This is a genomic window from Sterolibacterium denitrificans, from assembly GCF_900174485.1.
GTDB classification, from domain to species: domain Bacteria; phylum Pseudomonadota; class Gammaproteobacteria; order Burkholderiales; family Rhodocyclaceae; genus Sterolibacterium; species Sterolibacterium denitrificans.
In genome coordinates this window covers 2,507,005-2,532,356 of sequence record NZ_LT837803.1, presented here as the reverse complement: position 1 = coordinate 2,532,356, position 25,352 = coordinate 2,507,005, and the positions used below count along the sequence as shown (strand labels likewise).

Genomic DNA, 25,352 nt, shown 5'->3' with positions numbered 1-25,352 from the left:
ATGCGTATGCTAGTGAACTGCAGGATGGAGACAATCAGCGTTGGCGGATTTTGCATCAGGTAAACCTGACCCGCCAGCCTCGGCTGTGAATTTGTACCGCAACGGACGACGTGGGATGCAAGCATGATCGGTAGTCGGGAATATTTCATCACGGTCGTGGCGCTCGGCCTGGGATTTTTGCTGCTGGTGCTGCTGGCCTGGCTGTGGGCGCATCTGCGGCGGCAGCGCATGGCGCGGGAGGTCGAGCGCAACGAGGCCCTGTTCGACGCCTTTTTCAATGCGGCGCCGGCGGGCATGGCGATCCTGGATCGCGAGCTGAACTTCGTGCGCATCAATTCCACGCTGCTGGCCTTGATGCAGCAGGAGAATCCGCTGGTCCGGGAAGGGGGAAGGATGGCAGGGGCGGAAGGCGCAGGAGGTGCGGAACCTTGCGCTCGCCAGTCGTTGCGGCATCTGCCGTCCGATCTGGCGGCGGCATTGCTGCCGCGCATGACCGAGGTATTGATGAGCAATCAGCCGGTCGACAAGATGGAGATCGTGGCGGGTGCGGGTGAGAGTGAATCTGATACCGATGTGGCCACGCCTGCCTGCTGGTTGGTTTCGCTGTTTCCGATCCCCACGCCGTTCGGACGCAATCCGGTGGGTTTGGGAATGGTGATTCAGGACATTGCGCTGCTCAAGGCCACGCAGCGGGCGCTGGAGCAATCACGCGCAGCGCTGCGCCGTCTGGGCGCGCATCGCGAACGGCAGATGGAGCGGGAATATCAGCGGCTGGCGCGCGAGTTTCACGATGAGCTGGGGCAGTTGCTGACGACGGCGCGCATGCACCTGCAGCTTTTGAGCCGCCAGCCGGAAGTGACCCACGCGCAGGTGGCGGCGAGCGCGCAGACTATCGACGGGATGCTGGCCGATGCCTATCGCAGCATCAAGACCATCGCCGCCGACTTGCGCCCGCCGGCGCTGAATCTGGGTCTGGTCGCCGCCGTCGAATGGCTGGCGGAGCGGATGCTGTTGCCGATCGGCGTGCAGTGCGAGGTGCAGTACCAGGACGCCGACGCGCTGAGCGGCCTGGAGGACGGGCTTGCCATCACGGCATTCCGCATCGTGCAGGAGGCGCTGACCAATGTCGTGCGGCATGCCGAGGCGCGGAGGGTACGCATCGTCATTGCACGCGAATGCGTCGATGGTGCGGATGCAGGTTTGCACCTGTCGATCGCCGATGACGGCAGGGGTTTCGACATGACGCAGGTGAGTCGTGAAACCCACTTTGGTCTGCTGGGCATGACCGAGCGCGTGGCCGCCCTGGGTGGCCGGCTGGATGTCGAAACCGCGCCCGGCGCGGGAACGCACATCGAGGTGCGCCTGCCCGATGCGTCTGGCGCGTTTGATTCATCCAGTCTGGGAGCGCTTGCATGATCCGTATTTTTCTGGCCGATGACCACACCCTGTTTCGCGCGGGCTTGCGGCAGATGCTGCAGTCCTTCGCTGATTTCACCGTCGTCGCCGAGGCGACGAATGCGGCGGAAACGCTGGCGGCCATCGGGCAGCTCGAGGCCGACGTGTTCATCCTCGATCTGACCATGCCGGGCGTGACCGGCACCAGCCTGGTCGAAGAAACCGCCAGGCTGCGGCCCGATGTGCCGATCCTGGTACTCAGCATGCACGATGAGCCGGCCACCGTGCGCCGCGCCCTGCAGGCGGGTGCGCGGGGCTATCTGACCAAGGAGGTCAGCCCGGATACGCTGATGACGGCGGTGACCCGCGTGGCTGCCGGCGAGCGCTATATCCCGGCGGAACTGGCGGAGTCATTGGTTTTCGATTCGGTCGAACCCAGGGCAACGGCACGGCATGAGCGGCTGACCCCGCGCGAGCGGGAAGTGCTGCGCCTGATCGCCGCAGGCTATCAACTGAGCCAGATCGCCGAACGCATCAACCTGAGCCCCAAGACCATCACCACGCACAAGACGCATCTGATGGAAAAACTGGGCGTGACGAACAATGTGGAATTGATCCGCTATGCCGTCGAGCATCGTTTGTTTGAATAGAGAATGCTCCTTGCGCAGGCGCAGGCTCCGATACGATTGCCCGCCCTGCGGCAAGCCGCTATAATCCGCATCCTTTGCAGCAAGCCGGTGTAGCTCAGTTGGTAGAGCAGCGCATTCGTAATGCGAAGGTCGGGAGTTCGACTCTCTTCACCGGCACCATCATCCCAAAGCCCGGACATGCGCCGGGCTTTTTCGTGGTGCGCTCGGCACTGGCGCACCAGCCGGCGCGTACCCAACCCGTTGCGCTCGCTACGAATGATGGAAGGCTACGGCTTGGTCAGACTCAAGTGCGACGTGTAGGTGTGAAGCCGGTGGCGCTGGCGACGGAGTTTCTGGTTGTACTGAACGACCCAAAGGGTTCCAAAGCATGATTGGGTGGGTTTTGTTCTCGCGCAAAGATGTCGCCGCAGCGGAGCAGGCACTGCGCGAAGACGAGCAAGGCGTGCGTGATGAGATCGGCTTTCTCGCCCTCCATCAAGTATTGGCTGATGTACGTTCCGCGTGTCTGGATTTGTGTACATGCAACTTGTCTGAACGTGTTGCTGGAGGAATTGGTCGATGACGAACAGCAAACTCCCCATCAACCTCGACGACCTGCTGCGCCAGCGCACGGTCGAGGGCGAGCGTATCGAATACAAGGCGGGGTGGAATCCGGACGCGATCATCCGCACTTTGTGCGCCTTCGCCAACGACTTCGAGAACCTGGGTGGTGGCTATGTTGTCATAGGGCAGGACTGCGACGCCGACGGAAGGCCCATCTTTCCGCCGGTCGGCCTGCCCGACAACCAGCTCGACAAAATCCAGCGCGAACTGCTGGCACACTGCCAGTTGATCCAGCCACCGTATTTTCCGGTGTTGAGCCTTGAAGTCGTCGAGGGTCGTAACCTGATCGTGCTGCAAGCACCGGGTGGGCAGACGCGCCCCTACAAAGCGCCGGAAGCAGTCACGGCCAGCAAGAAAACGTGGCGTTACTACATCCGCCGCTACAGCAGCACGGTCGAGGCCAAGGGCGACACCGAGCAGGAACTGTTGAGCTTGGCCGCCAAGGTGCCGTTCGACGACCGCTTCAACCAGTTCGCGCGCGTCGATGATCTCGCCAAGCCATTGATGCAGGGTTTCCTGGAGGAAGTCGGCAGTGCGCTGGCGGCGGATGCGCCTGGGCTTTTTGTTGAGGCACTGGGGCGTCAAATGAACGTGGCGGGCGGTCCCACCGAATCGCCTTGGCCCAAGAACGTGGGTCTGCTGTTCTTCAACGAAACGCCAGAGCGGTTCTTCCCCGGCGTACAGATCGACGTGGTGTGGTTCCCCGAAGGCGCGGGTGGCGACCGCTTCGACGAGAAAATCTTCAAGGGACCGCTGGCGCGAATGACACGCGAGGCGCTGGGCTACATCCAGCGCAACTACCTGCACGAAACGGTCATCAAGCACCCGGATCGGGCCGAGGCGACGCGGTTCTGGAACTTCCCCTATGCCGCCATCGAGGAGGCCGTGGTCAACGCGGTCTATCACCGTTCCTACGAGGAGCACGAACCCATCGAGGTGCGCATCAGCCACGACGAACTGGTGGTCGTCAGCTACCCCGGCCCGGATCGGTCAATCCGGATGGAAGACCTGAAGGCGGGCCGCGCCGTCAGCCGCCGTTACCGCAACCGGCGCATCGGCGAGTTCCTGAAGGAACTGGAGATGACCGAGGGCCGCTCCACCGGTATCCCGAAAATCTTGAAGGAAATGGCGGCCAACGGCTCGCCCGCGCCGCTGTTCGAGATGGACGACGACCGGCTTTCGTTCGTGATTCGGCTGCCGCGCCACCCTTTGTCCCTCGTCCCGACGGTAGGCGCAGGGGAAGTCACAGGGGAAGTCACAGGGGAAGTCACAGGGGAAATTGAACGGTTGGTCCGCGCTGTGGTCGGTGAGATGACCCGGCAGCAAATCCAGACCGCGCTTGGCCTCAAGGGCGAGGATCACTTCCGAAAAGCGTATCTGAGCCCGGCGCTGACTGCGCAGATGATCGAGATGACGCTGCCCGATACACCTCGCAGCAGCAAGCAATGCTACCGCTTGACGGCCATCGGGCGGCGGTGGTTGGAGACACATCCCGGCGATGGTGCGACCTGAAATCGGCGCACATTTCCCGCATTCTCTCGGCAGTCCGCCCCGATGGCTACCTGCTGCCCTTGGCTTGATCTCAGAGGGGTTGCCGGCCGGCGCCGGTAACCCCTTGTTCTTTTCGGCGATTGTTGGCTGGTTGCCGGTTACTGCGCCGCCAGGATCAGCCCGCCATTGCCAACGACCGCGATATTGCCGCTGCTGCTGTAGGCGGCGGCATTCAGCAGGGACAGCGTGTTTGAAGTCTGCCGGGTCCAGGTGCCGCCATCGCTGCTGGTGTAGATGGTGCCCCAGTTGCCGACGGTGATGAACTGGCTGCCGTAGGTGATGGCCTTGAAGTTGAAGCCTGCGTTGATCGTGCTCTTGACCCAGTTCATGCCGTTGTCGAGGCTGGTCAGTTGCGTGCCGGCATCGCCGACGGCGATGAGCATGGGGGTGGCGGTGGTGGCGTCCCAGCCGAGGGTGAGGCCGTTCAGGTTCTGTGTGGTTGGAGCGCTGATCGAAGTCCAGTTGAGGGCATTGAGGCTGATCAGTATGGTGCCGGCATTGCCGACGGCGATCCAGCGGCTGCCGGTGTAGATGACGGCATTCAGGTTTCTGATGGTGCCCGAGGCGCTCGACGTCCAGCTTTCTCCTCCCAGGCTGGAAAGGATGGTGCCGATTTCGCCGACGGCGACGTAGCCGTTGGCACCGTTGTTGGCCAGGCCGTACAGGGTTTTGCTGGTGCCGCTGGTCTGTTTCGCCCAGGTCGTTCCATCCGTGCTGCGCAGGATGGTGCCGGCGGCGCCGGCGGCGAGGTAGACGCCACCATAGTCGACGGCATGCAGATTGGCCGTTGTCGGATTGGTCAATGAAGTCCAGGTTGGCGAGGCGGTGAAGTCCGGGCTGGAATAGATCGCCCCCTGATCGCCAACGACCACGAAGCGGTCGCCCGCATAGGTGACCGCGTTCAGGTTGCGGGATTCGGGTATGGGACCGACGTTGCTCCAGGTGTCGCCCAGCATGCGCGGCGTGGCATTGACCGAGGGTGCGCCCGGGCCGCCCGGGCCGCCGTCGATGCGCGCATTGACGGTGAATGAATAGAGTTGCCCGTTGGTGAGATTGGGAACGACATAGGGCGAGGTCGCCCGGGGAAATGCCTGGCCGCCCCGGCTGTCCCAGTTGTCTGTCGTGACGCCCGAGCCGGACGCGACGAACACCCAGTATTCGACGCCTGGGGCGGTATCCCAGGTCAGGGTGACGCTGCCATCGCCGGCAACCGCCTGCAGGTTGCTTGGCGGGGCTGCCGAGCTGCCGAGTTTGAGGCTGTCTCCCAGACAGCCGTTCAGCAAGAGCACGGCCAGGGCGGTCGTGAGCAGGGTGAGGATACGTTTCATGTGCGTACCTGTCTTTCGGTTCGGTGATTCATCGGTGATTCAGTGCGTGATTGGCTTGTAGCGGATGCGCTTGGGCCGCGCGCCTTCCTCGCCCAGACGTTGCTTCTTGTCGGCTTCGTATTCCTGGTAGTTGCCGTTGAAGAACGTCCATTGCGAGTCGCCCTCGCAGGCCAGGATGTGGGTGGCGATGCGGTCGAGGAACCAGCGGTCGTGTGAAATCACCAGCACCGAACCGGCGTATTCGAGCAGGGCATCTTCCAGGGCGCGCAGGGTTTCCACGTCGAGGTCGTTGGAAGGCTCGTCGAGCAGCAGCACGTTGCCGCCGGTGGCCAGGGTCTGGGCCATGTGCAGGCGGCCGCGTTCGCCGCCGGAGAGTTTACCGACGATCTTCTGCTGATCCGCGCCCTTGAAGTTGAAACGGCCGAGATAGGCGCGCGAGGGCGTCTGGTATTTGCCGATGGTCAGCAGGTCGGCGCCGCCGGAGATGGCTTCGAATACCGTCTTGTCGTTGCCCAGCGCGTCGCGGCTCTGGTCGACGTGGGAAATCTTCACCGTCTGGCCGATGTGCACTTCGCCGGCATCGGGCTGCTCCTGGCCGGTGATGAGCTTGAAGAGGGTGGATTTGCCCGCGCCGTTCGGGCCGATGATGCCGACGATGGCGCCGGGCGGCACCGAGAAGCTGAGATCGTCGATGAGCAGCCGGTCGCCGAAGCGCTTGCTGACATTCTTGAACTCGATGACTTCATTGCCCAGGCGCTCGGCCACTGGAATGTAGATTTCCTGCGTCTCGTTGCGTTTCTGGTATTCCTCCGAGGACAGCTCGTTGAAGCGCGCCAGGCGGGCCTTGCTCTTGGCTTGGCGGCCCTTGGGATTCTGCCGTACCCATTCGAGTTCCTGCTTCATCGCCTTGATGCGTGCGCCTTCCTGCCTGGCTTCGGTTTCCAGACGCTTTTCCTTCTGTTCCAGCCAGGAGGAGTAATTGCCTTTCCAGGGGATGCCTTCGCCGCGGTCGAGTTCGAGGATCCATTCGGCGGCGTTGTCGAGGAAGTAGCGGTCGTGGGTGACGGCCACCACGGTGCCGGGAAAGCGCACCAGGAACTGTTCCAGCCATTCCACCGATTCGGCGTCGAGGTGGTTGGTCGGCTCGTCCAGCAGCAGCATGTCGGGCTTGGAAAGCAGCAGGCGGCACAGCGCCACGCGGCGCTTCTCGCCGCCGGAAAGCACGCCGATCTTCGCATCCCAGGGCGGCAGGCCGAGCGCATCGGCGGCGATTTCGAGCTGATGTTCGACGTCGGTTCCGGCGGCGGCGATGATGTTTTCGTATTTCGCCTGTTCTTCGGCCAGCTTGTCGAAATCGGCATCCGGCTCGGCATAGGCGGCATAGATTTCTTCCAGTCTGGCCTTGGCTTCGATCAGCGGCCCCAGGCCTTCCTCGACCGCCTGACGCACGGTCTGTCCGGGGTCGAGCTGCGGCTCCTGCGGCAGATAACCGATGGAGATGCCGGGCATCGGCCGGGCTTCGCCGATGATGTCGGTGTCGACGCCGGCCATGATGCGCAGCACCGTGGATTTGCCGGCGCCGTTCAACCCCAGCACGCCGATCTTGGCGCCGGGGAAGAAGGAAAGGGAAATGTCCTTGAGGATCTGGCGCTTCGGCGGCACGATCTTGCCGACGCGGTTCATGGTGAAGACGTATTGCGACATGGTGTCTATCTGGCCTGAAAATACAAAGGGCGAAGCTTACCCGAGGGCGGGGTGGCTTGACCAGTCGCCGGGATTGCCGGGGGAACAAGCACTATAAATTCCTTCAGGGAATACACATATGAAAATTCATTCCTTTGGGTTCTAGTTTGTGTTTCCTACAATGGCAACGTTTCCGCGTGCAAGTTTCCGCAAGTTTCCCTGCGGCGAAATTTTCGCGCCTCACTTCTCCATCATGCGAGGGATGCCATGTCAGCAAGCAAACACACAGTAGTCATCATCGGCGGCGGCACGGCCGGCATCAGCGTGGCTGCCGGTCTGCGCCGCAGGCAGCCTGGCCTGGACATCGCCATCGTCGATCCGGCCGAATTCCATTTCTATCAGCCGGCATGGACCCTGGTCGGTGGCGGCGCTTTCGACGTCGCGCGGACTCGCCGTCCGTTGGCCGGCCTCCTGCCGCGCGGGGTGAAGCACATTGCCAAGGCGGTCAGCGGTTTCAGTCCGGAAACGAATGAAATCGAGCTGGCCGGCGGCGAGCGGCTGGGTTACGCCTTTCTGGTCGTGGCGGCCGGCATCCAGTTGAATTTCGACGCCATCAAGGGCCTGCCGGAAGCCCTGGGCAAGAACGGGGTGAGCAGCAACTACCGTTACGATCTGGCGCCCTACACTTGGGAACTGGTGAAAAATTTCAAAGGCGGGCGAGCATTGTTCACCCAGCCCGCCGGGGCCATCAAATGCGCCGGCGCGCCGCAGAAGGCGATGTATCTGGCCGCCGATTACTGGCGCCAGCAGGGCATCAAGGCCGACAGCATCCAGTTCCGCAATGGCGGCGCGGTGCTGTTCAGCGTGCCCTTCTATGCCCAGGCCCTGAGCCGGGTGGTGGATGCCTACGGCGCCAAGGCCCGCTTGGGCGATTCGCTGGTCGAGGTGCGCGGCGCGGAGAAGATTGCTGTTTTCGAGCGGGTGCAGGATGGCGAGAAAGTTCGCGAGGAGGTGGCTTACGACCTGCTCCACGTCGTGCCGCCGCAAAGCGCGCCCGACTTCATTCGCCAGAGCGCACTCGCCAACGCCGAAGGCTGGGTGGATGTGGATCAGCATACGCTGCGCCATGTGCGCCACAACAACATCTTTTCATTGGGTGATTGCAGTTCGCTGCCGACCAGCAAGACCGCTGCCGCCGTCAAGGCGCAGGCCCCGGTGCTGGTAGCCAATCTGCTGGAGGCATTGCAGGGGCTGGAAACCCGCAACCGCTACACGGGTTACACGGCCTGTCCGGTCACCACGTCGCACGGCAAGGTGATGCTGGCCGAGTTTACCTATGGCGGCACCGTCTCCACCACGCTGCCGCTGGACTCCCGCATTCCGCGCAGGTTTTACTGGTTTCTCAAGCGCTCCGTTTTGCCATGGTTCTACTGGAACCTGCTGCTGAAAGGGCGTTTCGTGCCCGAAGTGCATCAGGAGCGGCGGTTTCCTGAGGCGTTGCCGGCGTTGATAGAAGCCTAGAGTTGTTGGGAGGCGGTTTCGTTTCGGTGGGTGATTTGAGCTTGGTGGGTTGTTTTCTGCCGGCGCGCTGAAGCCGGGACTCGCCCCGGCGGGCGAGTTACTTTTTGCCACGCGGCAAAAAGTAACCAAAAAGCGCGCCCCGCTTTGCCGGCCCGGCGTCGCCGGGCTGCCCTCACTGCGCAGTCCTCGGCCGGCCTGCTTTGCAAACTCGCTGCGCTCGAACAGCAAAGCAGGACATCCCCGTCCGAGGCCAGCTCCGTTCGGCGGCGCACAGGGGAATGGAAAAGCGTCACAGTCCAACGGATAGAGCGCGGCGCGTTGCGCCGGGTAAGCTGATGCAGGGTTGCACGCTTGATACATATTCGTCGTCCCCGCGGAAGCGGGGACCCAGGAACCGAGCTTGAGCGAGGCGTGCAGCTTCTCAGATATTCGTCGTCCCCGCGAAAGCGGGGACCCAGGAACGTACTGGATTCCCGCTTTCGCGGGAATGACGACGATGCGCGCTTCGTCGGGTAGTCCATGCTGCTGGATTTTCGCCTGCACGGGAATGACGAAGCCGATGATTTGATGGTTGGTTTTTTAACCACCACGCGTTGAGCAGCACCCCATTCCCCTGTGTCTCGCCGAGTTTCGCCGCCGCCGAGCGGGGCTTTCCGGTTTCGTGTGTCTGAGCGCAGCGAGTTTAGAAACCGGCCGCTCGGCGGCGGCGAAACTCGGGCAGCCCGCAGGGCCGGCGCACCGGCAGGAGCCCGAAGGGCGAAGCCACCCGTAGGGGTGGGGTGCGCTTCTTTGCCTCCTTTCTTGTCGCACGACAAGAAAGGAGGCCGCCCGCCGGGGCGAGTCCCGGCTTCAGTGCGCCGTCAGAAAACAACCCACCAAGCTCAAATCGCCCACTGAAACGAAACCTGGCTGTTGAAACTTCGCCTGCCGGAGCGAGCCAACTCTCGGCAACATCAACTCATCCCTCATCACTCACATTCCACCGTCACCAACAACATCCCTTCACTGACCTCATCGTATCGTTCAACGAAAACTTCGACCACCCTGCCCTCATAGGGACAAGGAATATCGAGGGCGACCTTGCCGGTTTCCAGCACGAGCAACGTGGCGTCGCGCTCGATGCGTTCGCCGGGCGCGACCAGCAGCGTTTCTATGATGATGGTTTCCGCAGCGCAGTTGCCGCAGCTTTCCCAGCATTCGGGAAACTTCGGCATGCGGACTTCGCGTAATGCGGCCATGCGCTGCTGCCTTGTTCAGGCGCTCATACGGGCAGATAGCGGGCGACGAATGCGCCTTCCAGACCGGCGGGCAACTGGATGCGCATGCGGTGGCCGTTGCCGGGGGCGATTTGTACGGAGGCGCCGTCCTGATTCCACATGGCGGCGAGTTGCACGTCGAGGTTGCCCCGCGGATGGATCAGTTCCAGCCGATCGCCGACGGCGAAGCGGTTCATCACTTCGACTTCCGCCAGGCCATTGCTGCCGTAGCCGGTGAGGCGGCCGACGTACAGGCTGCGCCCGGATCGGGATGAGCCGTGCAGATAGTTCTGATATTCGGCGTCGTGGTGGCGCTGATAGAAACCATCCGTGTAGCCCCGGTTGGCCAGGCCGTCGAGTTCGGCCAGCAGGCGTGGATCGAGCGGCTTGCCGGCCACGGCATCGTCGATGGCGCGGCGATAGGCCTGGCAGGTGCGGGCGACGTAGTAGGGTGACTTGGTGCGGCCTTCGATCTTCAGCGAGTCGACGCCGATGTCGACCAGCCGCTGGACGTGTTCGATGGCACGCAAGTCCTTGGAGTTCATGATGTAGCTGCCGTGCTCGTCTTCCTCGATCGGCATCAGTTGCCCCGGACGGCTGGCTTCTTCGATCAGGTAGACGTCGCCAGTGGCATCGGTCTGTGTCGGCTTGACCTGGTAATCCCAGCGGCAGGAATTGGTGCAGGTGCCCTGGTTCGGGTCGCGATGGTTGAAGTAGCCGGAGAGCAGGCAGCGGCCCGAATAGGCGATGCACAGCGCGCCATGGACGAAGACTTCCAGTTCCATGTCGGGACATTGCTGGCGGATTTCGGCAATCTCGTCGAGCGAGAGTTCGCGCGAGAGGATCACCCGCGAGATGCCGAGCTTCTGCCAGAAACGCACCGCGGCGTAGTTCACGGTGTTGGCCTGCACCGAAAGGTGAATTGGCATTTCTGGCCAGGTTTCGCGGATCATGTCGATCAGGCCGGGGTCGGCCATGATCAGCGCATCGGGCTGGAGAGCTACCACCTTCGCCATGTCGGCCAGGTAGGTTTTGATCTTGGCATTGTGCGGATAGATGTTGCTGACCACATACAGCCTGGCGTTGGCGGCGTGGGCGGTAGCGATGCCCTGGCCGAGTTGGGCCATGTCGCCGAAGCTGTTGTTGCGCACGCGCAGACTGTAGCGCGGCTGGCCGGCGTAGATGGCGGTGGCGCCATAGGCCAGCGCCGTCTCCAGCATTTCCAGCGAACCGGCGGGGGCGAGAAGCTCGGGCGCGGGCTTCAAGCGGAAGCGGCCTCGATCGGCGGACAGGCGCAGAACAGGTTGCGGTCGCCATATACGTCGTCGATGCGGTTCACGCTCGGCCAGAACTTGTTCTCGGCGACGAAAGGCAGCGGGAAGGCGGCTTGCTGGCGGCTGTAGGGGCGGTTCCAGTCGCTGTCGCTGCAAATCACGTCGGCCTGGGTGTGCGGGGCATGCTTCAGCGGATTGTCGTCGGCCGGCCAGGTGCCGTTTTCGATCTGGCGGATTTCCTCGCGGATGCCGATCATCGCGGCGATGAAGCGGTCGAGCTCGTCCTGGTTTTCGGATTCGGTTGGCTCCACCATCAGCGTGCCGGCGACCGGGAAGCTCACCGTCGGCGCGTGGAAGCCGTAGTCCATCAGGCGCTTGGCGATGTCGAGTTCGGCGATGCCGGTGGCGGTTTTGATCGCGCGCACGTCGAGGATGCACTCGTGGGCGACGCGGCCCCGGCTGCCGGTGTAGAGAATCGGATAATGCGGCTCGAGGCGCGCGGCGACGTAGTTGGCGTTGAGGATGGCGACCTCGGTGGCGCGCTTGAGGCCGGCGCCGCCCATCATGGCGATGTACATCCAGGAAATCGGCAGGATCGAGGCCGAGCCCCACGGCGCGGCGCTGACCGCGCTCTGGCCTTGGTGCGGGCCGTCGATCGGCTGCACCGCGTGATTGGCCGCGAACGGCGCCAGATGCGCCTTGAGGCCGATCGGCCCCATGCCCGGCCCGCCGCCGCCGTGCGGGATGGCGAAAGTCTTGTGCAGATTCATGTGCGAGACGTCGGCGCCGATCGAGGCCGGGCTGGTCAGGCCGAGCTGGGCGTTGAGGTTGGCGCCGTCCATGTACACCTGGCCGCCGTGCTCATGGACGATGGCGCAGATCTCGCGCACGCCTTCCTCGAACACGCCATGCGTCGACGGATAGGTGAGCATGATGCAGGACAGGCGTGCGGCATGTCCGGCGGCCTTGGCGCGCAGGTCGGCGATGTTGATGTTGCCGGCCTCGTCGCAATCGACGACGACCACGGAAAGGCCGCACATCTGCGCCGTCGCCGGGTTGGTACCATGCGCCGACTTCGGGATCAGGCAGACGTCGCGCGAGCTTTCGCCGCGGCTCGCCTGGTAGCGGCGGATGGCGACCAGGCCGGCATATTCGCCCTGCGCGCCGGAATTCGGCTGCATGCAGATCGCGTCGAAGCCAGTGATCGCCTTGAGCGCGTCTTCCAGGGTGCGGATCATTTCCAGATAACCGGCCGCCTGGTCGAGCGGCGCGAACGGGTGCAGGTCGGCGAACTCGGGCCAACTGATCGGCAGCATCTCGCTGCTGGCGTTGAGCTTCATGGTGCAGGAGCCCAGCGGGATCATCGAGTGGTCGAGCGCCAGATCCTTGTTCTGCAGCTTCTTCAGGTAGCGCAGCATGGCGTGCTCGGTGTGGTGCGTGTTGAACACCGGATGCGTGAGGATGGCGTCGCGGCGCAGCAGTTCGGCGGGAATGGCGATGGGGCGTTGCTGATCGAGCGCATCGAGTGCGCCGGGCGCGTCGGGCGTGGGTGAGCGGCCGCCGATCAGTTGCAGCAGTTCGACGACGTCATCGCGCGTGGTTTTTTCGTTGAGGGCCACGGCCAGCACGCTGTCGGAGACCTCGCGCAGGTTGTATCCCGCGGCGCGCGTGGCCTGCAGCACCGTCGGCGCGTGCGCGCCGAGGTCGAGGCGCAGCGTGTCGAAGAACTGCGCGTTGGCCGCTTCGATACCGGCTTCGCGCAGGCCGGCGGCGAGCAGCGCGGCGAGGCGATGGACGCGCAGCGCGATGTCGCGCAGGCCGGCCGGGCCGTGATACACGGCATACATGCCGGCGAGGTTGGCGAGCAGCACCTGCGAGGTGCAGATGTTGGAGTTGGCCTTCTCGCGGCGGATGTGCTGCTCGCGCGTCTGCAGCGCCATGCGCAGCGCCTTTTTGCCGCGCGCATCGACGGAGACGCCGATGATGCGGCCGGGCACCTGGCGCTTGTGTTCGTCGCGCGTGGCGAAGAAGGCGGCGTGCGGGCCGCCGAAGCCCATCGGCACGCCGAAGCGCTGCGCCGAGCCGAAGGCGATGTCCGCGCCCATCTCTCCCGGCGACTTGAGCAGCACCAGCGCCAGCAGATCGGTGGCCACGGCGGCGATGCCGCTGGCTGCCTTGACCGCGGCGATGTGCGGCGTGAGGTCAGCGATCTCGCCGCGATCGTTCGGATACTGGAACAGCGCGCCGAAGACTTCCTGCGCTGCGGCCTGCTCGGGCGTGCCGAAGATCAGCTCGAAGCCAAAGAATCCGGCGCGCGTCTTCAGCACGTCGATGGTCTGCGGAAAGCAGGCGGCATCGACGAAGAAGGCGTTCGACCTGGCCTTCGAGATGCGCCGCGCCATCGCCATCGCCTCGGCGGCGGCGGTGGCTTCGTCGAGCAGCGAGGCGTTGGCGAGTTCGAGGCCGGTCAGGTCGATCACCATCTGCTGGTAGTTCAACAGCGCTTCGAGCCGGCCCTGGGCGATCTCCGCCTGGTAGGGCGTGTAGGCGGTGTACCAGCCGGGATTCTCCAGCACGTTGCGCTGGATCACCGCCGGCATCAGCGTGTCGTGGTAGCCCATGCCGATCAGCGATTTGTTGACGACGTTCCGCGCCGCGATGGCCTTGAGCCTGGCCAGCGCCTCATGCTCCGGCAGCGCGTCGGACAGCGCCAGCGGCGCAGTCAGGCGGATGGCCGCCGGCACAGTCTGCTCGATCAGCTCATCGAGACTGGCAGCGCCGATGACGGCCAGCATCGCCGCGATTTCGTCGCGGTTCGGGCCGATGTGACGGGCGATGAAGGCATCGCGTTGTTCGAGTTCGAGTAGGGAGGGTGTGTTGGGCATGGTGTGACCTTGGTTTGTTGCGGTATGTGGTTCAATGCTATCGATGGCATGTCGTGGCCATTGCACGTCAAGTTACCCTCGTCATTCCCGCGCAAGCGGGGATCCATGTCTCAGACACCTCTGGATTCCCGCTTGCGCGGGAATGACGGAGCTACCCGAACCACGCCGTTCCCCCAGCTTTACTCGCTCTCTGCCACCTTTGCATAACTCGCCGCGTCGAGCAGCGCGTCGAGTTCGGCAGTGTTGGCGGGTTGCAGCTTGAACAGCCAGTTGGCGTAGGCGTCCTGGTTCACCAGTTCCGGCGCGTCGATGGCGGCCTGGTTGGTTGCGACGACTTCACCGGCGATCGGCGCGTAGATGTCGGAGGCGGCCTTGACCGATTCGACCACGGCGCATTCTTCGCCGGCTTGCAGCGTGCGGCCGACTTCGGGCAGTTCGAGGAAGACGATGTCGCCGAGCGCTTCCTGGGCGTGATCGGAGATGCCGACGGTGACCAGACCATCGGCGTCGAGGCGTGCCCATTCGTGGGTTTTGGCGTACTTGAGATTGGCGGGGACGTTCATGGGATTCTCCGGTTGGTGTGTTTGCTTGGATGAAATGAATCAGGAAAACAGGCGCTGGCCGTGACGCACGAAAGGCGGCTTGACCACCTTGGCCTGCAGCCATTTGCCGCGGATATCGACTTCGACGCTATCGCCGATGGCAACCGCGGCGGGCAGGCGGGCCAGCGCGATGCCTTGCTGCAGGGTCGGCGAGAAGCTGCCGCTGGTGATTTCGCCGTTGCCGTGGGCTGTTTTCACGGTCTGGTGGGCGCGCAGCACGCCGCGTTCCTGCAGCAGCAGGCCGGTGAGCCGGCGTGCCGGCCGTTGCGCGAGGAGGGCGGTCTTGCCGATGAAGTCGCGCTCGTCCTGCATGGCCAGCGTCCAGGCTAGCCCCGCTTCGAGCGGCGAGATGCTTTCGTCCATGTCCTGGCCGTAGAGATTCATGCCGGCTTCGAGGCGCAGCGTGTCGCGGCAGCCGAGGCCGCATGGGCGTACGCCGGCGGCTTCGAGCTGCGTCCAGACGGTGGCGGCCTGCTCGGCCGGCAGGGCGATTTCTAAGCCGTCCTCGCCGGTGTAGCCGGTGCGGGCGATCAGCCAGTCGCCATGGAAGGCCGCTTGGAAGGAGGCCAGTCCTTCGCTTGCCGCGCGGCTGTCGGGACAGGCCTGCCAGAATTTTTCACGTGCCTGCGGCCCCTGGATGGCGATCATCGCCAGGTCGCGGCGCGGCGCGAGGGCGATGTCGAAGCCCGCGGCATGCTGTTGCATCCAGGCCAGATCCTTGTCGGCGGTGCCGGCGTTGACGACGATGCGGTAATGCGTCGGGTCGAAGAAATACACGATCAGGTCGTCGATGATGCCGCCGTCTTTGCGCAGCAGGCAGGAATACAGGGCCTTGCCCGGGGCCGTCAGCCTGACCACGTCGTTGGCCAGCAAGCGACGCAGCCAGGCGGTGGCGTCCGGGCCAGTCAGGTCGATGGCGAGCATGTGGGAGACGTCGAACATGCCCGCGGCGCTGCGCACGGCCTGGTGTTCCTCGATCTGCGAGCCGTAGTGGATGGGCATGTCCCAGCCGGCGAAGTCGGCCATTCTGGCCTTGCTGCGCAGATGCGTGGCGTGGAGCGGGGTATGCAGGAGAATGGGCGGTTTTTCCATGAGGATCAGTGGCTTGTCAGATTTTCCTGGTGCAGGATCGGATGAATGAAAAAAGGGCGAATGGATGTCATCCATTCGCCCCATCTGTCCTTGGTACCTGAGAGATTGCGGTGCGGATGAGCGCTGTCTTCGCTGCCTCATCCCGGCCGGGTGCCCCTTCGGTGGATGGATCCAGCCCATCGCTCTCCAGATTTGTCCTGCGTCGCCGGTTCGTTGGCCTGAGCGGTTACGGGATTGCGCCTTCGGCGGTGAACGGAATTCATGTTCACGCTCTCCCTGCGACGGGCCGCATTATGCCGTCTTGGCGGTCTTGTCGCAAGAACGGGTGGCGGGAGAGGCGGGTGTGCGGGACGTGTGTGATTGCTGCTGGATGGGGCTGATGGTGCCGTCGCCATGGTTGAAATATGCCAGGTTGCGGCCGGCGGCCTTGGCGGCATAGAGGGCGGTATCGGCCAGCTTGAGCAGGTCTTCCGGTCGCGTTTGCTCGTGAGGCTGGGCCAGGGCGCAGCCGATGCTGCAGGTGATGCGCAGTTCGTTGTTGTCGATTTTTATGCTGTGGGTGGATACGCTTGCGAGGATGCGCTGGGCAACCGTCGAGGCGCCTTCCACGTCGGCCTGCGGCAGCAGGATGACGAATTCCTCTCCGCCATAACGGGCGACCGAATCGCCGCCACGCAGCAGGGCATTCTGCAGGACGTTGGCAACGTGCTGCAGCACCCGGTCGCCCGCCTGGTGGCCGTAGGTGTCGTTGATCTGCTTGAAGTGATCCAGGTCTACCATCAACACGGCGAGTTCATTGCTGTGCCGGCTTGCGCGCCGCCATTCGTGCTGGTACTGGCGGTCGAAAGACATGCGGTTGGCGACCTGGGTCAGCGCATCGGTCAGGCTGGCGCGTTCGAACTGGGCATTGGCGTGCATCGCGCGCCAATAATCGCGATGCGTGCTGTGTATGGAGAACATGAGATAGAAGGCGTAGACGAAAGCCAGGGTGGCCAGCAGCAGATTGCCCTCGGTGTTGCTGGCGAGGGTGCCGAGCGCGACGGGGAAGATCAGCGCGATCGGAAACCAGAACTTGAGGAAGGAGTCGATGGCCATTGCCATGCTGCCGGCGGAGCAGATGCCGACGGCGACGAGGATCATGGCGCTGCGCATCGGCTCGAGCTCGGTCAAATAAATGCTGGCAGCGGTCATCAGACCCCAGCTGAAGCCGTTGACGAGTACCACCCAGTACAAGGCGCGGCGGGCGAATTTGATGCGTTTGACGATGAGCGTGGGAAAGGCGCGTTTCAGCAACAGCCGGCAAATGGCGATTGCCGTCAGCCAGGCGGTGAAGGACCAGACCAGTGTCGGGTTGAGGCTGATCAGTTGGGTGCCCCAGGCGATGATCAGCCAGAGGGCGATATACATGAATATCCCGCCGGAAACGCGCGCCGAGGTGTCGAGCAGGGCCTGTATCTGCTGACGTTGTTCCAGGGGGATGTCCGCCAGGCCGCCATGGGAAGCGTCCGGGGCCAGGGTCTTGGAAAGCAGGCGGACGATTTCGGAATGTTGCTCAGCGGCTTTGGTCATCATTGGCAGTCAGTGGTCACGAGTGGCGTGGTTCGAGTGTGGTTGCTCTGCTACGAAAGAGTTCAGCGGTCAATCTTCGGTCTTTGGCTTTCGGCTCCGGCTCCGGCCCGGACATGGCCCCGGGGCAGTACGGGCCACCCAGTCTACCGTATCGGGCGCCATGCCGCCGTCTTGTTTCATTGCCGTTTCTGCGGGGAAGTCGAACCTGCCGATGAATTGTCGGCCGCCTCCGTCCGTCCGCCATGCGCGTCGGCATTTCCCTAAATCTTGAAGTTTTTTACGGCAGTATTCAGGATGCCGGCCTTGTCTTCGAATTCCTGCATGGCTTGGCCGGCCTGAGCGATGCTTTGCGCATTCTCGTTGCTCATGCAGGTGATGTTCTCGACCTGTTGGGCGATCAGGTGGCTGGTCGATGAGTGTTCGCCCAGCGCGGCGGCAATGTCCTGGGCATGGCCTTCGCTCTGTTTCGAGCTGGCCTGGATACGCTCGATCGCTTCCTGCGCATTGGCTGCATGGCTGGCCGTGATTTCCATTTGATTCACCATCTGGCGGATGGTGTCCACGGCATTCCCCGAACTCAGTTGAACCGCCTCGATCATGCGGCGGATTTCCTCGGAAGAACTCGTCGTCTTTTCGGCAAGCTTGCGTACTTCGTCGGCGACTACGGCGAAGCCTCGGCCCGACTCCCCGGCGCGCGCTGCTTCGATGGCTGCATTGAGTGCCAGCAGGTTGGTCTGATCCGCCACTTCACGGATCGTCTTCACGATGCTGGATATTTCGTTCGTCTGTTGCCCGACACGCTCGATGACCTCTGCGGCATCCTTGACCGTGGCGGAAATTTTCAGCATCTCGGCCGAAGCGCTCTGGGTGACCCTGACGCCCTGTGATGCGAACTCGGCGCTCTTGCGGTTCGCGCTGAGCGCGTGGCTGGCGTTGTCATGGATGCTGGTGATGCTGACGCTCATTTCCTCGATCGCGGCTGCAACGGCGGCGGTTGCGTCATTCTGGGCATGAACCGATTGGTTGATGTTTTGAAATGCCGACGACATCAGGCTGCATGAGGTTGCGGTTTGCTGCACATTGGCTTCGATCTGGCCAATCAGGCTGCGAAGGTTGGTTTGCATGTCCGCAAGCGCCCGCAGCAGGTCGCCAGTTTCGTCCTTGCCGCTGATTTCGATACGATTGGTCAGGTCGCCTCCGGCGATCGATCTGGCGGTACGGATGGCATCGAGCAGGGGACCGACGATCTTTCCGGACAATATGAAAGAAACGGCGGCGCATCCGATCAGACTGACCAGGAAGACGACGGCGCTGGTGGTGATGGAGCGATCGCCGGCAGCGGTGGCCGCCACAGTCAAGGCATTCGACTCGGCTTTTTGATCGTCGATCATTTTTCCGAGTTCTTCTTTGATCTTCAGGAAACGTTTGTCTGCTGCCTGCATCATGCCGGTGCCGGAGGGCAGATCGGATTCGGCCATGTCGATGGCCTGGGCAATGAGTTTGCGATATTGGGCAAGCGGTTCGGCCAATTCGGCGAGTGTCTGCCTTTCTTCGGCCTGGAGGTCGCTGCGCTCTTCCATATCCTTCAGTATCTTGATCGCGCCATCGGCATGGCCGAGCACCGTGGCGGTCTCCGCCTGGATGCGGGCCGCATCGAAGTTGACCATCGTGGCGAAAAGGCGATAAGCCGAAAGGTTGGCCGCAAATAATTTGCTGTTGGCCTCGCTGAGTGCCTGGGAATGACCGATGCCCTTGACGGCGACATCATCGAGTGCCTGCTGGAGCGTTCGTATGCCGAAGAGGCTGGAGATGCCCAGCAACAGCACCATGGCTACGGCACCCAGAGCAAGCAGAAACATTTTGGCCTTGATGCTCATGACGGTACTCGCTGAATAAATGGGCTGCAACCGCTCGCAGGGTGGTTGCGGCGCGCATGGCAGAAAATCAGGGGCATGTTCTCATGCGGCGCAATCTGCCGGCTGCATGAGAACATGAACATGCCTTAGCGTTTGTACACACCTGCGCAGACGATCATTTCACCGGTCCTCTCGCAGTAGGCCGACTTCGGCAGTACCTTCTTGGTGACAGGGTCGGTGAACTTGTAATCCTGCCAGAACTTGCCTTTGGTCTTGGCCAGCTCGACTCTTTCCTTGACGAACTCCTTGCCGTCGGCATCGGCCAGTTCAAGCAAATCCTTGCCGACCGACTTTTCATTCTGGCCATGCGCCAGACACTTGCCATCCATGCCGTAGACCACCGGGTAGAGATCGAGATGGATCCATTTCTTGTCCTTGCCGGTAATTTCCTTGAATGCAGTTGCCTTGTCGGTATTGACTGCCTTGACGGCTTTGGCCACGATTTCTTCGGCTTCCTTGGGAGTCGCGTAGTCGTCGGCGGAATGGGCTGCCAGCGGTATGAGGGAGAGTGCAGCAAGGGTCAGCGTAACGGTAGCGGTAACGGTGCGCATGTGTTTTGGCTCCTTGGTTAGATGTACGAAATCCTGAAATCCGCAGGGGTGGAAATCTGCAGGCTCAGAGCCGCATTCGCGGTCTGCTCTGCGACGAGCAAGCGCCTCCTGTAGCTGTGACGAGCGGGTTTCATTATAGCTAAAGCCTAATTCGGGCAATGTCCGCACGCGGCAATTGTGGAATATCGGACGCGGCGCGCTCAAGCATGCTCAATCGAGCGGGATGGCGGGAGCATCGTCATGTATGGATGTTAAAATTCAACGATGTACCCCAGCACCTCCGAATTCCTGACCCTGCGCGGCATGCGCATGCATGTGCGTGTCTGGGGCAGCGAGGATGCGCCCAAACTGTTTCTGCTGCACGGCTGGCAGGATTTTTCGGGCAGTTTCCAGTTTCTCGTCGACGCCCTTGCCGGCGAGTGGCGCTGCATTGCGCCGGATTGGCGCGGCTTCGGGCAGTCGCAATGGAATCACGGCTGCTACTGGTTTCCCGACTACCTTGCCGATCTCGACGCCTTGCTCGATCACTATTCGCCGGATGCGCCGGCGCGCATCGTGGGGCACAGCATGGGCGGCAATGTGCTTTGCGTGTATGCCGGCGTACGGCCGGAGCGGGTGACGGGCCTGGTCACGCTGGAGGGCTTCGGCCTGCCGGCGGCGGATCCCGAGGATGCGCCCGGCCGCTATCGCCATTGGCTGGATCAGTCGCGCCAGTTGGCGCCCAGCCGGCGTTATGCCGATCGCGCCGCGCTGGCCCAGCGGCTGCAGCGGCTCAACCCGCGCCTGAGCGCTGAACGCGCCAGCTTTCTGGCCGAGCATTTCGGCGTCGAGGATGGTGCCGATTCTGCCGATCCGGCGCGGCCGATCGTGGTGGCCAGCGATCCCTGTCACAAGCTGCTGGCGCCTTATCCCTATCGCCTGGAGGAGGCTAAGGCTTGCTGGCGGCGGGTGAGCGCGCCGGTGCTGTGGGTGGAAGGCAGCGAGTCGTCGGCGATGGCCATGTATCACGGCCTGGGCGAAGACGATTACGAGGGGCGCATGGCCTGTTTCAGCCATCTGCGGCGGGAAGTCATCCAGGATGCCGGACACAATCTGCATCACGACCAGCCCGAGCAACTGGCGCGGTTGATCGAGGCGTTCTTTTCATGACGGCGGCGCTTGGTTCCGGCTCCGGCCTCAATGCCGATCTGCACAGCCACTCCTGCATGTCCGATGGTCTGCTGAGTCCGGCGGATCTGGTGCGGCGCGCCCATGCCAATGGCGTCGAGCTGCTGGCGCTGACCGATCATGACGAGCTGGAGGGGCTGGCCGAGGCGCGGGCCGCGGCGGAGGAACTGGGGCTGCGTTTCGTCGATGGCGTCGAGATTTCGGTGTCCTGGGGCGATGACCAGACGATCCATGTCGTCGGCCTCGGCGTGGATCCCGGCTATGCCGTGCTCGACGTCGGGCTGGCGCATTTGCGCAGCGGCCGCGATGACCGCGCCAGACTCATGGCGGCGGAGCTCGACAAGGTCGGCATCCATGGCGCCTATGAAGGCGCGCTGCGTTTCGTCGGCAATCCGGCGCTGGTCGGGCGTTCGCACTTCGCGCGCTACATCGTGGAAAGCGGCTACGCCAAGGATGTGAAATCGGTGTTCGATCACTGGCTGGCCAGGGGCAAACCGGGTTACGTCAGTCACCAATGGACGACGCTGCAGACCGCCATCGACTGGATTCACGGTGCCGGCGGCGTGGCGGTGATTGCGCATCCGGGGCGCTACCGCATCACCAAAAAGGCGCTGCGTCGTCTGCTCGGCGAGTTCCGCGATCTGGGTGGCGAGGCCATCGAGGTGCTGTCGGGTTCGCACAGCGACGAGGAGATCGCCGCCAGCGCCCGCCACGCGCGCGAGTTCGGCCTCTTCGCCTCCCGGGGTTCGGACTTTCACGGTCCCGGCGAGAGCCGCATCGATCTCGGCCGCTTGCCGGCCCTGCCGGAAGACCTGCGGCCGGTCTGGCAGCTACTGCTCTGATTGCATTTTGCCGATGACACAGATTTTCTACATTCATCCCGAACATCCTCAGCCACGCTTGATTCGCCATGCCGTCGAGATCATTCGCCAGGGTGGTCTGGTGGCGCTGCCGACCGATTCCTCCTATGCGCTGGCCGGCCATCTCGGCGACAAGGAACTGCTCGATCGCATCCGGCGCATCCGCGGCGTGGACGAGCGCCACCTGATGACGCTGATGTGCGCCGATCTGTCGCAGATCGCCACCTATGCCCGCGTCGACAATTCCGTCTATCGTCAGCTCAAGGCCACCACGCCGGGCTGCTATACCTTCATCCTCGAAGGCAGCCGGGAATTGCCGCGCCGGGTGCTGCATCCGAAGCGCAAGACCCTTGGTCTGCGGGTGCCCGACCATGTGCTGGTACAGGCGCTGCTCACCGAACTGGGCGAGCCACTGCTGACCTCCACCTTGATCCTGCCGGGCAAGACGAGCGATGAAGAGGAAGCCGAGCCGCTCAACGACAGCCACGAAATCCTCGACCGGCTCGAACATCAGCTCGATCTGGTGATCGACGCCGGCCCCTGCAGCACTGCGCAGACCACGGTGATCGATCTGGTCAGCGGCGCGCCGGTGCTGGTGCGTGCCGGCTGCGGCGCGCTGGCGCCCTTCGGTCTGGAAGGCTGAGTGGTCGTGTCTTTGCTAAAATCCTTCCCCTTCCAGGCGGCGCCTGTCCCCCTGACCTCCTGACCCCAAGCTCCTAGCTCCCGGCACCCAGAATATGTACGTTGAACGCGTTCTCTCCGGCATGCGCCCGACCGGCCGCCTGCATCTTGGCCACTACCATGGCGTGCTGAAAAACTGGATCACGCTGCAGCACGAATATCCCTGCCTGTTCTTCGTCGCCGACTGGCATGCGCTGACCACCAGCTATGACGATACCGCCCGTATCGTGGACAACGCCTGGGAGATGGTCGTCGACTGGCTGGCCGCCGGCGTCGATCCGGCGCAGGCCACGCTGTTCGTCCAGTCGCGCGTGCCGGAGCATGCCGAGCTGCACCTGCTGATGTCGATGATGACCCCGCTGGGCTGGCTGGAGCGGGTGCCGACCTACAAGGACCAGATCGAAAAGTTGAGTCACAAGGATCTGACCACCTATGGTTTTCTCGGCTATCCGCTGCTGATGAGCGCGGACATCCTGATCTATCGCGCCGACAAGGTACCGGTGGGCGAGGACCAGATTCCGCATATCGAATTCACCCGCGAGCTGGCGCGCCGCTTCAACCACCTGTACGGGCGCGAGCCGGATTTCGAGGAGAAGGCCAAGGAGGCCATCAAGAAGCTCGGCAGCAAGCGCGCCAAGCTCTACAACGAATTGCGCACCCGCTATCAGGAGCGCGGCGAGGCGGAGGCCATCGAACGCGCCCATGCCCTGCTGGGCGAGGCGCAGAACCTCTCGCTGGGCGATCGCGAGCGTCTGTTCGGCTATCTCGAAGGCAGCGGAAAGATGATCCTGGTCGAGCCGGAGGCCCTGCTCACCGAGGCGGCGAAGATGCCCGGCCTGGATGGCCAGAAGATGTCGAAGTCCTATAACAACACCATTGCGCTGCGCGAGGACCGCGACAGCGTGATCAAGAAGGTGCGCACCATGCCGACCGATCCGGCGCGGGTGCGGCGTACCGATCCGGGCGATCCGGACAAATGTCCGGTGTGGCAATTCCATCTGGTGTATTCGGATGCGGCGACCAGGGATTGGGTGCAGAAAGGCTGCCGCAGCGCGAGCATCGGTTGCCTGGAGTGCAAGCAGCCGGTGATCGACGCCATCCTCAAGGAGCAGGAGCCGATGCGCGAGCGCGCCCAGGTGTATCTGGACGATCCGCAACTGGTGCGCAACATCATCGCCGACGGCTGCGAAAAGGCGCGCAAGCTGGCGCAGGAAACCATGCGCGACGTGCGCGAGGCGATGGGCCTCGATTACACATGAGCACGGAGCAAGCCGCCGGGCCGGGCGTGACCGTTGCCGATGCGTCGGAGACGGTGGAGACGGCTGATACCGTGTCTGCGGCACTTGTTGCCATCGTCGGCGAACAGGCAGCGGCGCTGGTCGATGCCGACCATGCGGTGAGGATCTATGGCGAGCCCATGCTCGAAATGCCCAAGGATCTGTACATTCCGCCCGATGCGCTGGAGGTCATTCTCGATTCCTTCGAAGGCCCGCTCGATCTGCTGCTGTATCTGATCCGCAAGGCCAACGTCAATGTTCTCGACATTGCCATGGCGCCGCTGACCGAGCAGTATCTGACCTATGTCGAGGCGATGCGCAAGCGCAACCTGGAACTGGCGGCCGAATATCTGCTGATGGCGGCGATGCTGATCGACATCAAGTCGCGCATGCTGTTGCCGCGCCCCCCCAGGACCGAGGACGGCGAGCCGGAAGATCCGCGCGCCGAACTGGTGCGCCGCCTGCTCGAATACGAACAGATGAAGGCGGCAGCGGCGAAGCTCGACGAGCTGCCGCAGGCCGAGCGTGACTACGAATGGGTGACGGTGTGGATCGCCGACAAGCTCGTCGAACGCCAGCCGGAAGTGACGTTGCAGGATCTGCAGACCGCCTGGCTGCAGTTGCTCAGGCAGGCGCGCGTCACCCAGCATCACCGGATACGCCGCGACGAGCTCTCCGTGCGCGAGCACATGAGCCTGATCATGCGCCACCTGGCCGGCGGCGGTTTCGTTGCCTTCGAGCGCCTGTTCGAGCCGGGTGCCGGCATCCCTCATCTGATCGTCAACTTTCTCGCCATGCTGGAGCTGGCGCGCGAGAAACTGGTCGAGATCACGCAGAGCGAACCGCTCGCTCCCATCTATGTGAGGCTATCCCCCAATGCTGACGCTCTACACGCCTGAAGACTACAAGCGGGTGCTCGAGGCGGCGCTGCTGACGGCCAGCGGCCCCTTACCGCTGCCCGAGCTGAAGCGCCTGTTCGACGAAGAATTCGACGACGATACCCTGCGTGCCCTGCTGGCCGACCTCAAGGCCGACTGGTCGCCGCGCGGCGTCGAACTGGCGCAGTTGGCCAGCGGCTGGCGCTTCCAGACACGGCCGGAATATCAGGCGCATCTGGATCGACTGAAGAACGAGAAGGCGCCGAAATATTCGCGGGCGGTGATGGAAACCCTGGCCATCATCGCCTATCGCCAGCCGGTGACGCGCGGCGACATCGAGGACATTCGCGGCGTCGCCGTTTCGCCCAATATCCTCAAAACCCTGGAGGCGCGCGACTGGATCGATTGCGTCGGCCATCGCGACGCCCCCGGCCGGCCGGCCCTGTACGCCACGACCAGAAAGTTTCTCGACGATCTCGGCCTGCGCAGCCTGTCCGAGTTACCGCCATTGGCGGATATGGAAGCAAGCATGGAGAACCGCGATGTCACCGATGCCGCCGCGCAGCAAGAAATCTGATCCTCGGGCTGCCGGTACGAAGGCGGCGGCAGCGGA

General features: G+C 63.3%; 20 protein-coding genes, 1 tRNA gene and 1 riboswitch. Of the genes, 11 read left to right on the top strand and 10 right to left on the bottom strand.

Features of this window, described 5'->3' with window-relative positions:
* The first annotated feature begins 123 nt into the window (after positions 1-123).
* The 4 genes from SDENCHOL_RS11350 (at position 124) to SDENCHOL_RS11335 (ending at position 4,160) form a co-directional block, all read left to right on the top strand.
* Positions 124-1,416: a sensor histidine kinase gene (locus SDENCHOL_RS11350; protein WP_067169734.1), complete on the top strand. Its 1,293-nt coding sequence runs from the start codon at positions 124-126 to the stop codon at positions 1,414-1,416.
* Complete coding sequence (locus tag SDENCHOL_RS11345; protein ID WP_067169730.1) at positions 1,413-2,045, top strand: response regulator transcription factor; 633 nt, start codon at positions 1,413-1,415, stop codon at positions 2,043-2,045. The genes SDENCHOL_RS11350 and SDENCHOL_RS11345 overlap by 4 nt, the downstream gene beginning before the upstream one ends.
* Positions 2,046-2,128: 83 nt before the next feature.
* Positions 2,129-2,204, top strand: a tRNA-Thr gene (locus SDENCHOL_RS11340).
* A gap of 399 nt (positions 2,205-2,603) precedes the next feature.
* Positions 2,604-4,160 carry a Fic family protein gene (locus SDENCHOL_RS11335; RefSeq protein WP_067169726.1) on the top strand — a complete coding sequence of 519 codons (1,557 nt, stop codon included), beginning with the start codon at positions 2,604-2,606 and terminating at the stop codon, positions 4,158-4,160.
* Positions 4,161-4,297: 137 nt separating this feature from the next.
* Here SDENCHOL_RS11335 and SDENCHOL_RS11330 read toward each other — a convergent pair whose 3' ends face one another.
* Together SDENCHOL_RS11330 and ettA are read right to left on the bottom strand one after the other, a co-directional pair.
* Positions 4,298-5,527 carry a fibronectin type III domain-containing protein gene (locus tag SDENCHOL_RS11330; RefSeq protein WP_067169723.1) on the bottom strand — a complete coding sequence of 410 codons (1,230 nt, stop codon included), beginning with the start codon at positions 5,525-5,527 and terminating at the stop codon, positions 4,298-4,300.
* Between the two features lie 39 nt (positions 5,528-5,566).
* Positions 5,567-7,231, bottom strand: coding sequence for an energy-dependent translational throttle protein EttA (gene ettA / locus SDENCHOL_RS11325; protein WP_067169720.1), 1,665 nt, complete (start codon positions 7,229-7,231; stop codon positions 5,567-5,569).
* A 246-nt stretch (positions 7,232-7,477) separates the two neighbouring features.
* On the opposite strand from ettA, the gene SDENCHOL_RS11320 reads away from it, so the two are divergent.
* Entirely contained in the window at positions 7,478-8,731 is a 1,254-nt protein-coding gene (locus SDENCHOL_RS11320) for an NAD(P)/FAD-dependent oxidoreductase (protein ID WP_067169716.1), read from the top strand.
* Positions 8,732-9,699: 968 nt separating this feature from the next.
* Here the strand turns inward: SDENCHOL_RS11320 and SDENCHOL_RS11315 are convergent.
* The 8 genes from SDENCHOL_RS11315 to SDENCHOL_RS11280 form a co-directional block, all read right to left on the bottom strand.
* Positions 9,700-9,945: a biotin/lipoyl-containing protein gene (locus SDENCHOL_RS11315; protein WP_197706909.1), complete on the bottom strand. Its 246-nt coding sequence runs from the start codon at positions 9,943-9,945 to the stop codon at positions 9,700-9,702.
* A gap of 47 nt (positions 9,946-9,992) precedes the next feature.
* Entirely contained in the window at positions 9,993-11,252 is a 1,260-nt protein-coding gene (locus tag SDENCHOL_RS11310; RefSeq protein WP_067169709.1) for a peptidase U32 family protein, read from the bottom strand.
* Positions 11,249-14,146: an aminomethyl-transferring glycine dehydrogenase gene (gcvP, locus tag SDENCHOL_RS11305; protein ID WP_067169706.1), complete on the bottom strand. Its 2,898-nt coding sequence runs from the start codon at positions 14,144-14,146 to the stop codon at positions 11,249-11,251. The genes SDENCHOL_RS11310 and gcvP overlap by 4 nt, the downstream gene beginning before the upstream one ends.
* Before the next feature lie 179 nt (positions 14,147-14,325).
* Entirely contained in the window at positions 14,326-14,709 is a 384-nt protein-coding gene (gene gcvH, locus SDENCHOL_RS11300) for a glycine cleavage system protein GcvH (protein ID WP_067169703.1), read from the bottom strand.
* Positions 14,710-14,748: 39 nt separating this feature from the next.
* Positions 14,749-15,840, bottom strand: a complete 1,092-nt coding sequence (gene gcvT / locus SDENCHOL_RS11295; protein ID WP_067169700.1) for a glycine cleavage system aminomethyltransferase GcvT — start codon at positions 15,838-15,840, stop codon at positions 14,749-14,751.
* Between the two features lie 196 nt (positions 15,841-16,036).
* A riboswitch (glycine riboswitch) is annotated at positions 16,037-16,128 on the bottom strand.
* 3 nt (positions 16,129-16,131) lie between these two features.
* Positions 16,132-17,409: a GGDEF domain-containing protein gene (locus tag SDENCHOL_RS11290; protein ID WP_172955074.1), complete on the bottom strand. Its 1,278-nt coding sequence runs from the start codon at positions 17,407-17,409 to the stop codon at positions 16,132-16,134.
* 260 nt (positions 17,410-17,669) lie between these two features.
* Complete coding sequence (locus tag SDENCHOL_RS11285; RefSeq protein WP_067169694.1) at positions 17,670-19,286, bottom strand: methyl-accepting chemotaxis protein; 1,617 nt, start codon at positions 19,284-19,286, stop codon at positions 17,670-17,672.
* Between the two features lie 125 nt (positions 19,287-19,411).
* Positions 19,412-19,876, bottom strand: coding sequence for a cache domain-containing protein (locus SDENCHOL_RS11280; RefSeq protein ID WP_067169691.1), 465 nt, complete (start codon positions 19,874-19,876; stop codon positions 19,412-19,414).
* 264 nt (positions 19,877-20,140) lie between these two features.
* Here SDENCHOL_RS11280 and SDENCHOL_RS11275 point away from each other — a divergent pair, with 264 nt between their 5' ends.
* From SDENCHOL_RS11275 to scpB, 6 genes are all read left to right on the top strand, one after another.
* Positions 20,141-21,025 (top strand): alpha/beta fold hydrolase, encoded by an 885-nt coding sequence (locus tag SDENCHOL_RS11275; protein WP_067169688.1) that lies wholly within the window; start codon positions 20,141-20,143, stop codon positions 21,023-21,025.
* Positions 21,022-21,885, top strand: coding sequence for a 3',5'-nucleoside bisphosphate phosphatase (locus SDENCHOL_RS11270; protein ID WP_067169685.1), 864 nt, complete (start codon positions 21,022-21,024; stop codon positions 21,883-21,885). Before SDENCHOL_RS11275 ends, SDENCHOL_RS11270 begins: the two co-directional genes overlap by 4 nt.
* A gap of 13 nt (positions 21,886-21,898) precedes the next feature.
* Positions 21,899-22,546 carry an L-threonylcarbamoyladenylate synthase gene (locus SDENCHOL_RS11265; RefSeq protein WP_067169682.1) on the top strand — a complete coding sequence of 216 codons (648 nt, stop codon included), beginning with the start codon at positions 21,899-21,901 and terminating at the stop codon, positions 22,544-22,546.
* 94 nt (positions 22,547-22,640) lie between these two features.
* Entirely contained in the window at positions 22,641-23,843 is a 1,203-nt protein-coding gene (locus SDENCHOL_RS11260) for a tryptophan--tRNA ligase (RefSeq protein WP_067169679.1), read from the top strand.
* 92 nt (positions 23,844-23,935) lie between these two features.
* A complete protein-coding gene (locus SDENCHOL_RS11255; RefSeq protein WP_067170669.1) occupies positions 23,936-24,760 on the top strand; it encodes a segregation and condensation protein A in 825 nt (274 codons plus the stop codon).
* Positions 24,738-25,316 carry an SMC-Scp complex subunit ScpB gene (gene scpB, locus SDENCHOL_RS11250; protein ID WP_067169676.1) on the top strand — a complete coding sequence of 193 codons (579 nt, stop codon included), beginning with the start codon at positions 24,738-24,740 and terminating at the stop codon, positions 25,314-25,316. Before SDENCHOL_RS11255 ends, scpB begins: the two co-directional genes overlap by 23 nt.
* Positions 25,317-25,352: the final 36 nt, after the last annotated feature.

Coding starts and splice junctions, on each gene's coding strand:
- SDENCHOL_RS11350 (WP_067169734.1), top strand. CDS start 124: ATGATCGGTAGTCGGGAATATTTCATCACGGTCGTGGCGCTCGGCCTG.
- SDENCHOL_RS11345 (WP_067169730.1), top strand. CDS start 1,413: ATGATCCGTATTTTTCTGGCCGATGACCACACCCTGTTTCGCGCGGGC.
- SDENCHOL_RS11335 (WP_067169726.1), top strand. CDS start 2,604: ATGACGAACAGCAAACTCCCCATCAACCTCGACGACCTGCTGCGCCAG.
- SDENCHOL_RS11330 (WP_067169723.1), bottom strand. CDS start 5,527: ATGAAACGTATCCTCACCCTGCTCACGACCGCCCTGGCCGTGCTCTTG.
- ettA (WP_067169720.1), bottom strand. CDS start 7,231: ATGTCGCAATACGTCTTCACCATGAACCGCGTCGGCAAGATCGTGCCG.
- SDENCHOL_RS11320 (WP_067169716.1), top strand. CDS start 7,478: ATGTCAGCAAGCAAACACACAGTAGTCATCATCGGCGGCGGCACGGCC.
- SDENCHOL_RS11315 (WP_197706909.1), bottom strand. CDS start 9,945: ATGCCGAAGTTTCCCGAATGCTGGGAAAGCTGCGGCAACTGCGCTGCG.
- gcvP (WP_067169706.1), bottom strand. CDS start 14,146: ATGCCCAACACACCCTCCCTACTCGAACTCGAACAACGCGATGCCTTC.
- gcvH (WP_067169703.1), bottom strand. CDS start 14,709: ATGAACGTCCCCGCCAATCTCAAGTACGCCAAAACCCACGAATGGGCA.
- gcvT (WP_067169700.1), bottom strand. CDS start 15,840: ATGGAAAAACCGCCCATTCTCCTGCATACCCCGCTCCACGCCACGCAT.
- SDENCHOL_RS11290 (WP_172955074.1), bottom strand. CDS start 17,409: ATGACCAAAGCCGCTGAGCAACATTCCGAAATCGTCCGCCTGCTTTCC.
- SDENCHOL_RS11285 (WP_067169694.1), bottom strand. CDS start 19,286: ATGAGCATCAAGGCCAAAATGTTTCTGCTTGCTCTGGGTGCCGTAGCC.
- SDENCHOL_RS11280 (WP_067169691.1), bottom strand. CDS start 19,876: ATGCGCACCGTTACCGCTACCGTTACGCTGACCCTTGCTGCACTCTCC.
- SDENCHOL_RS11275 (WP_067169688.1), top strand. CDS start 20,141: ATGTACCCCAGCACCTCCGAATTCCTGACCCTGCGCGGCATGCGCATG.
- SDENCHOL_RS11270 (WP_067169685.1), top strand. CDS start 21,022: ATGACGGCGGCGCTTGGTTCCGGCTCCGGCCTCAATGCCGATCTGCAC.
- SDENCHOL_RS11265 (WP_067169682.1), top strand. CDS start 21,899: ATGACACAGATTTTCTACATTCATCCCGAACATCCTCAGCCACGCTTG.
- SDENCHOL_RS11260 (WP_067169679.1), top strand. CDS start 22,641: ATGTACGTTGAACGCGTTCTCTCCGGCATGCGCCCGACCGGCCGCCTG.
- scpB (WP_067169676.1), top strand. CDS start 24,738: ATGCTGACGCTCTACACGCCTGAAGACTACAAGCGGGTGCTCGAGGCG.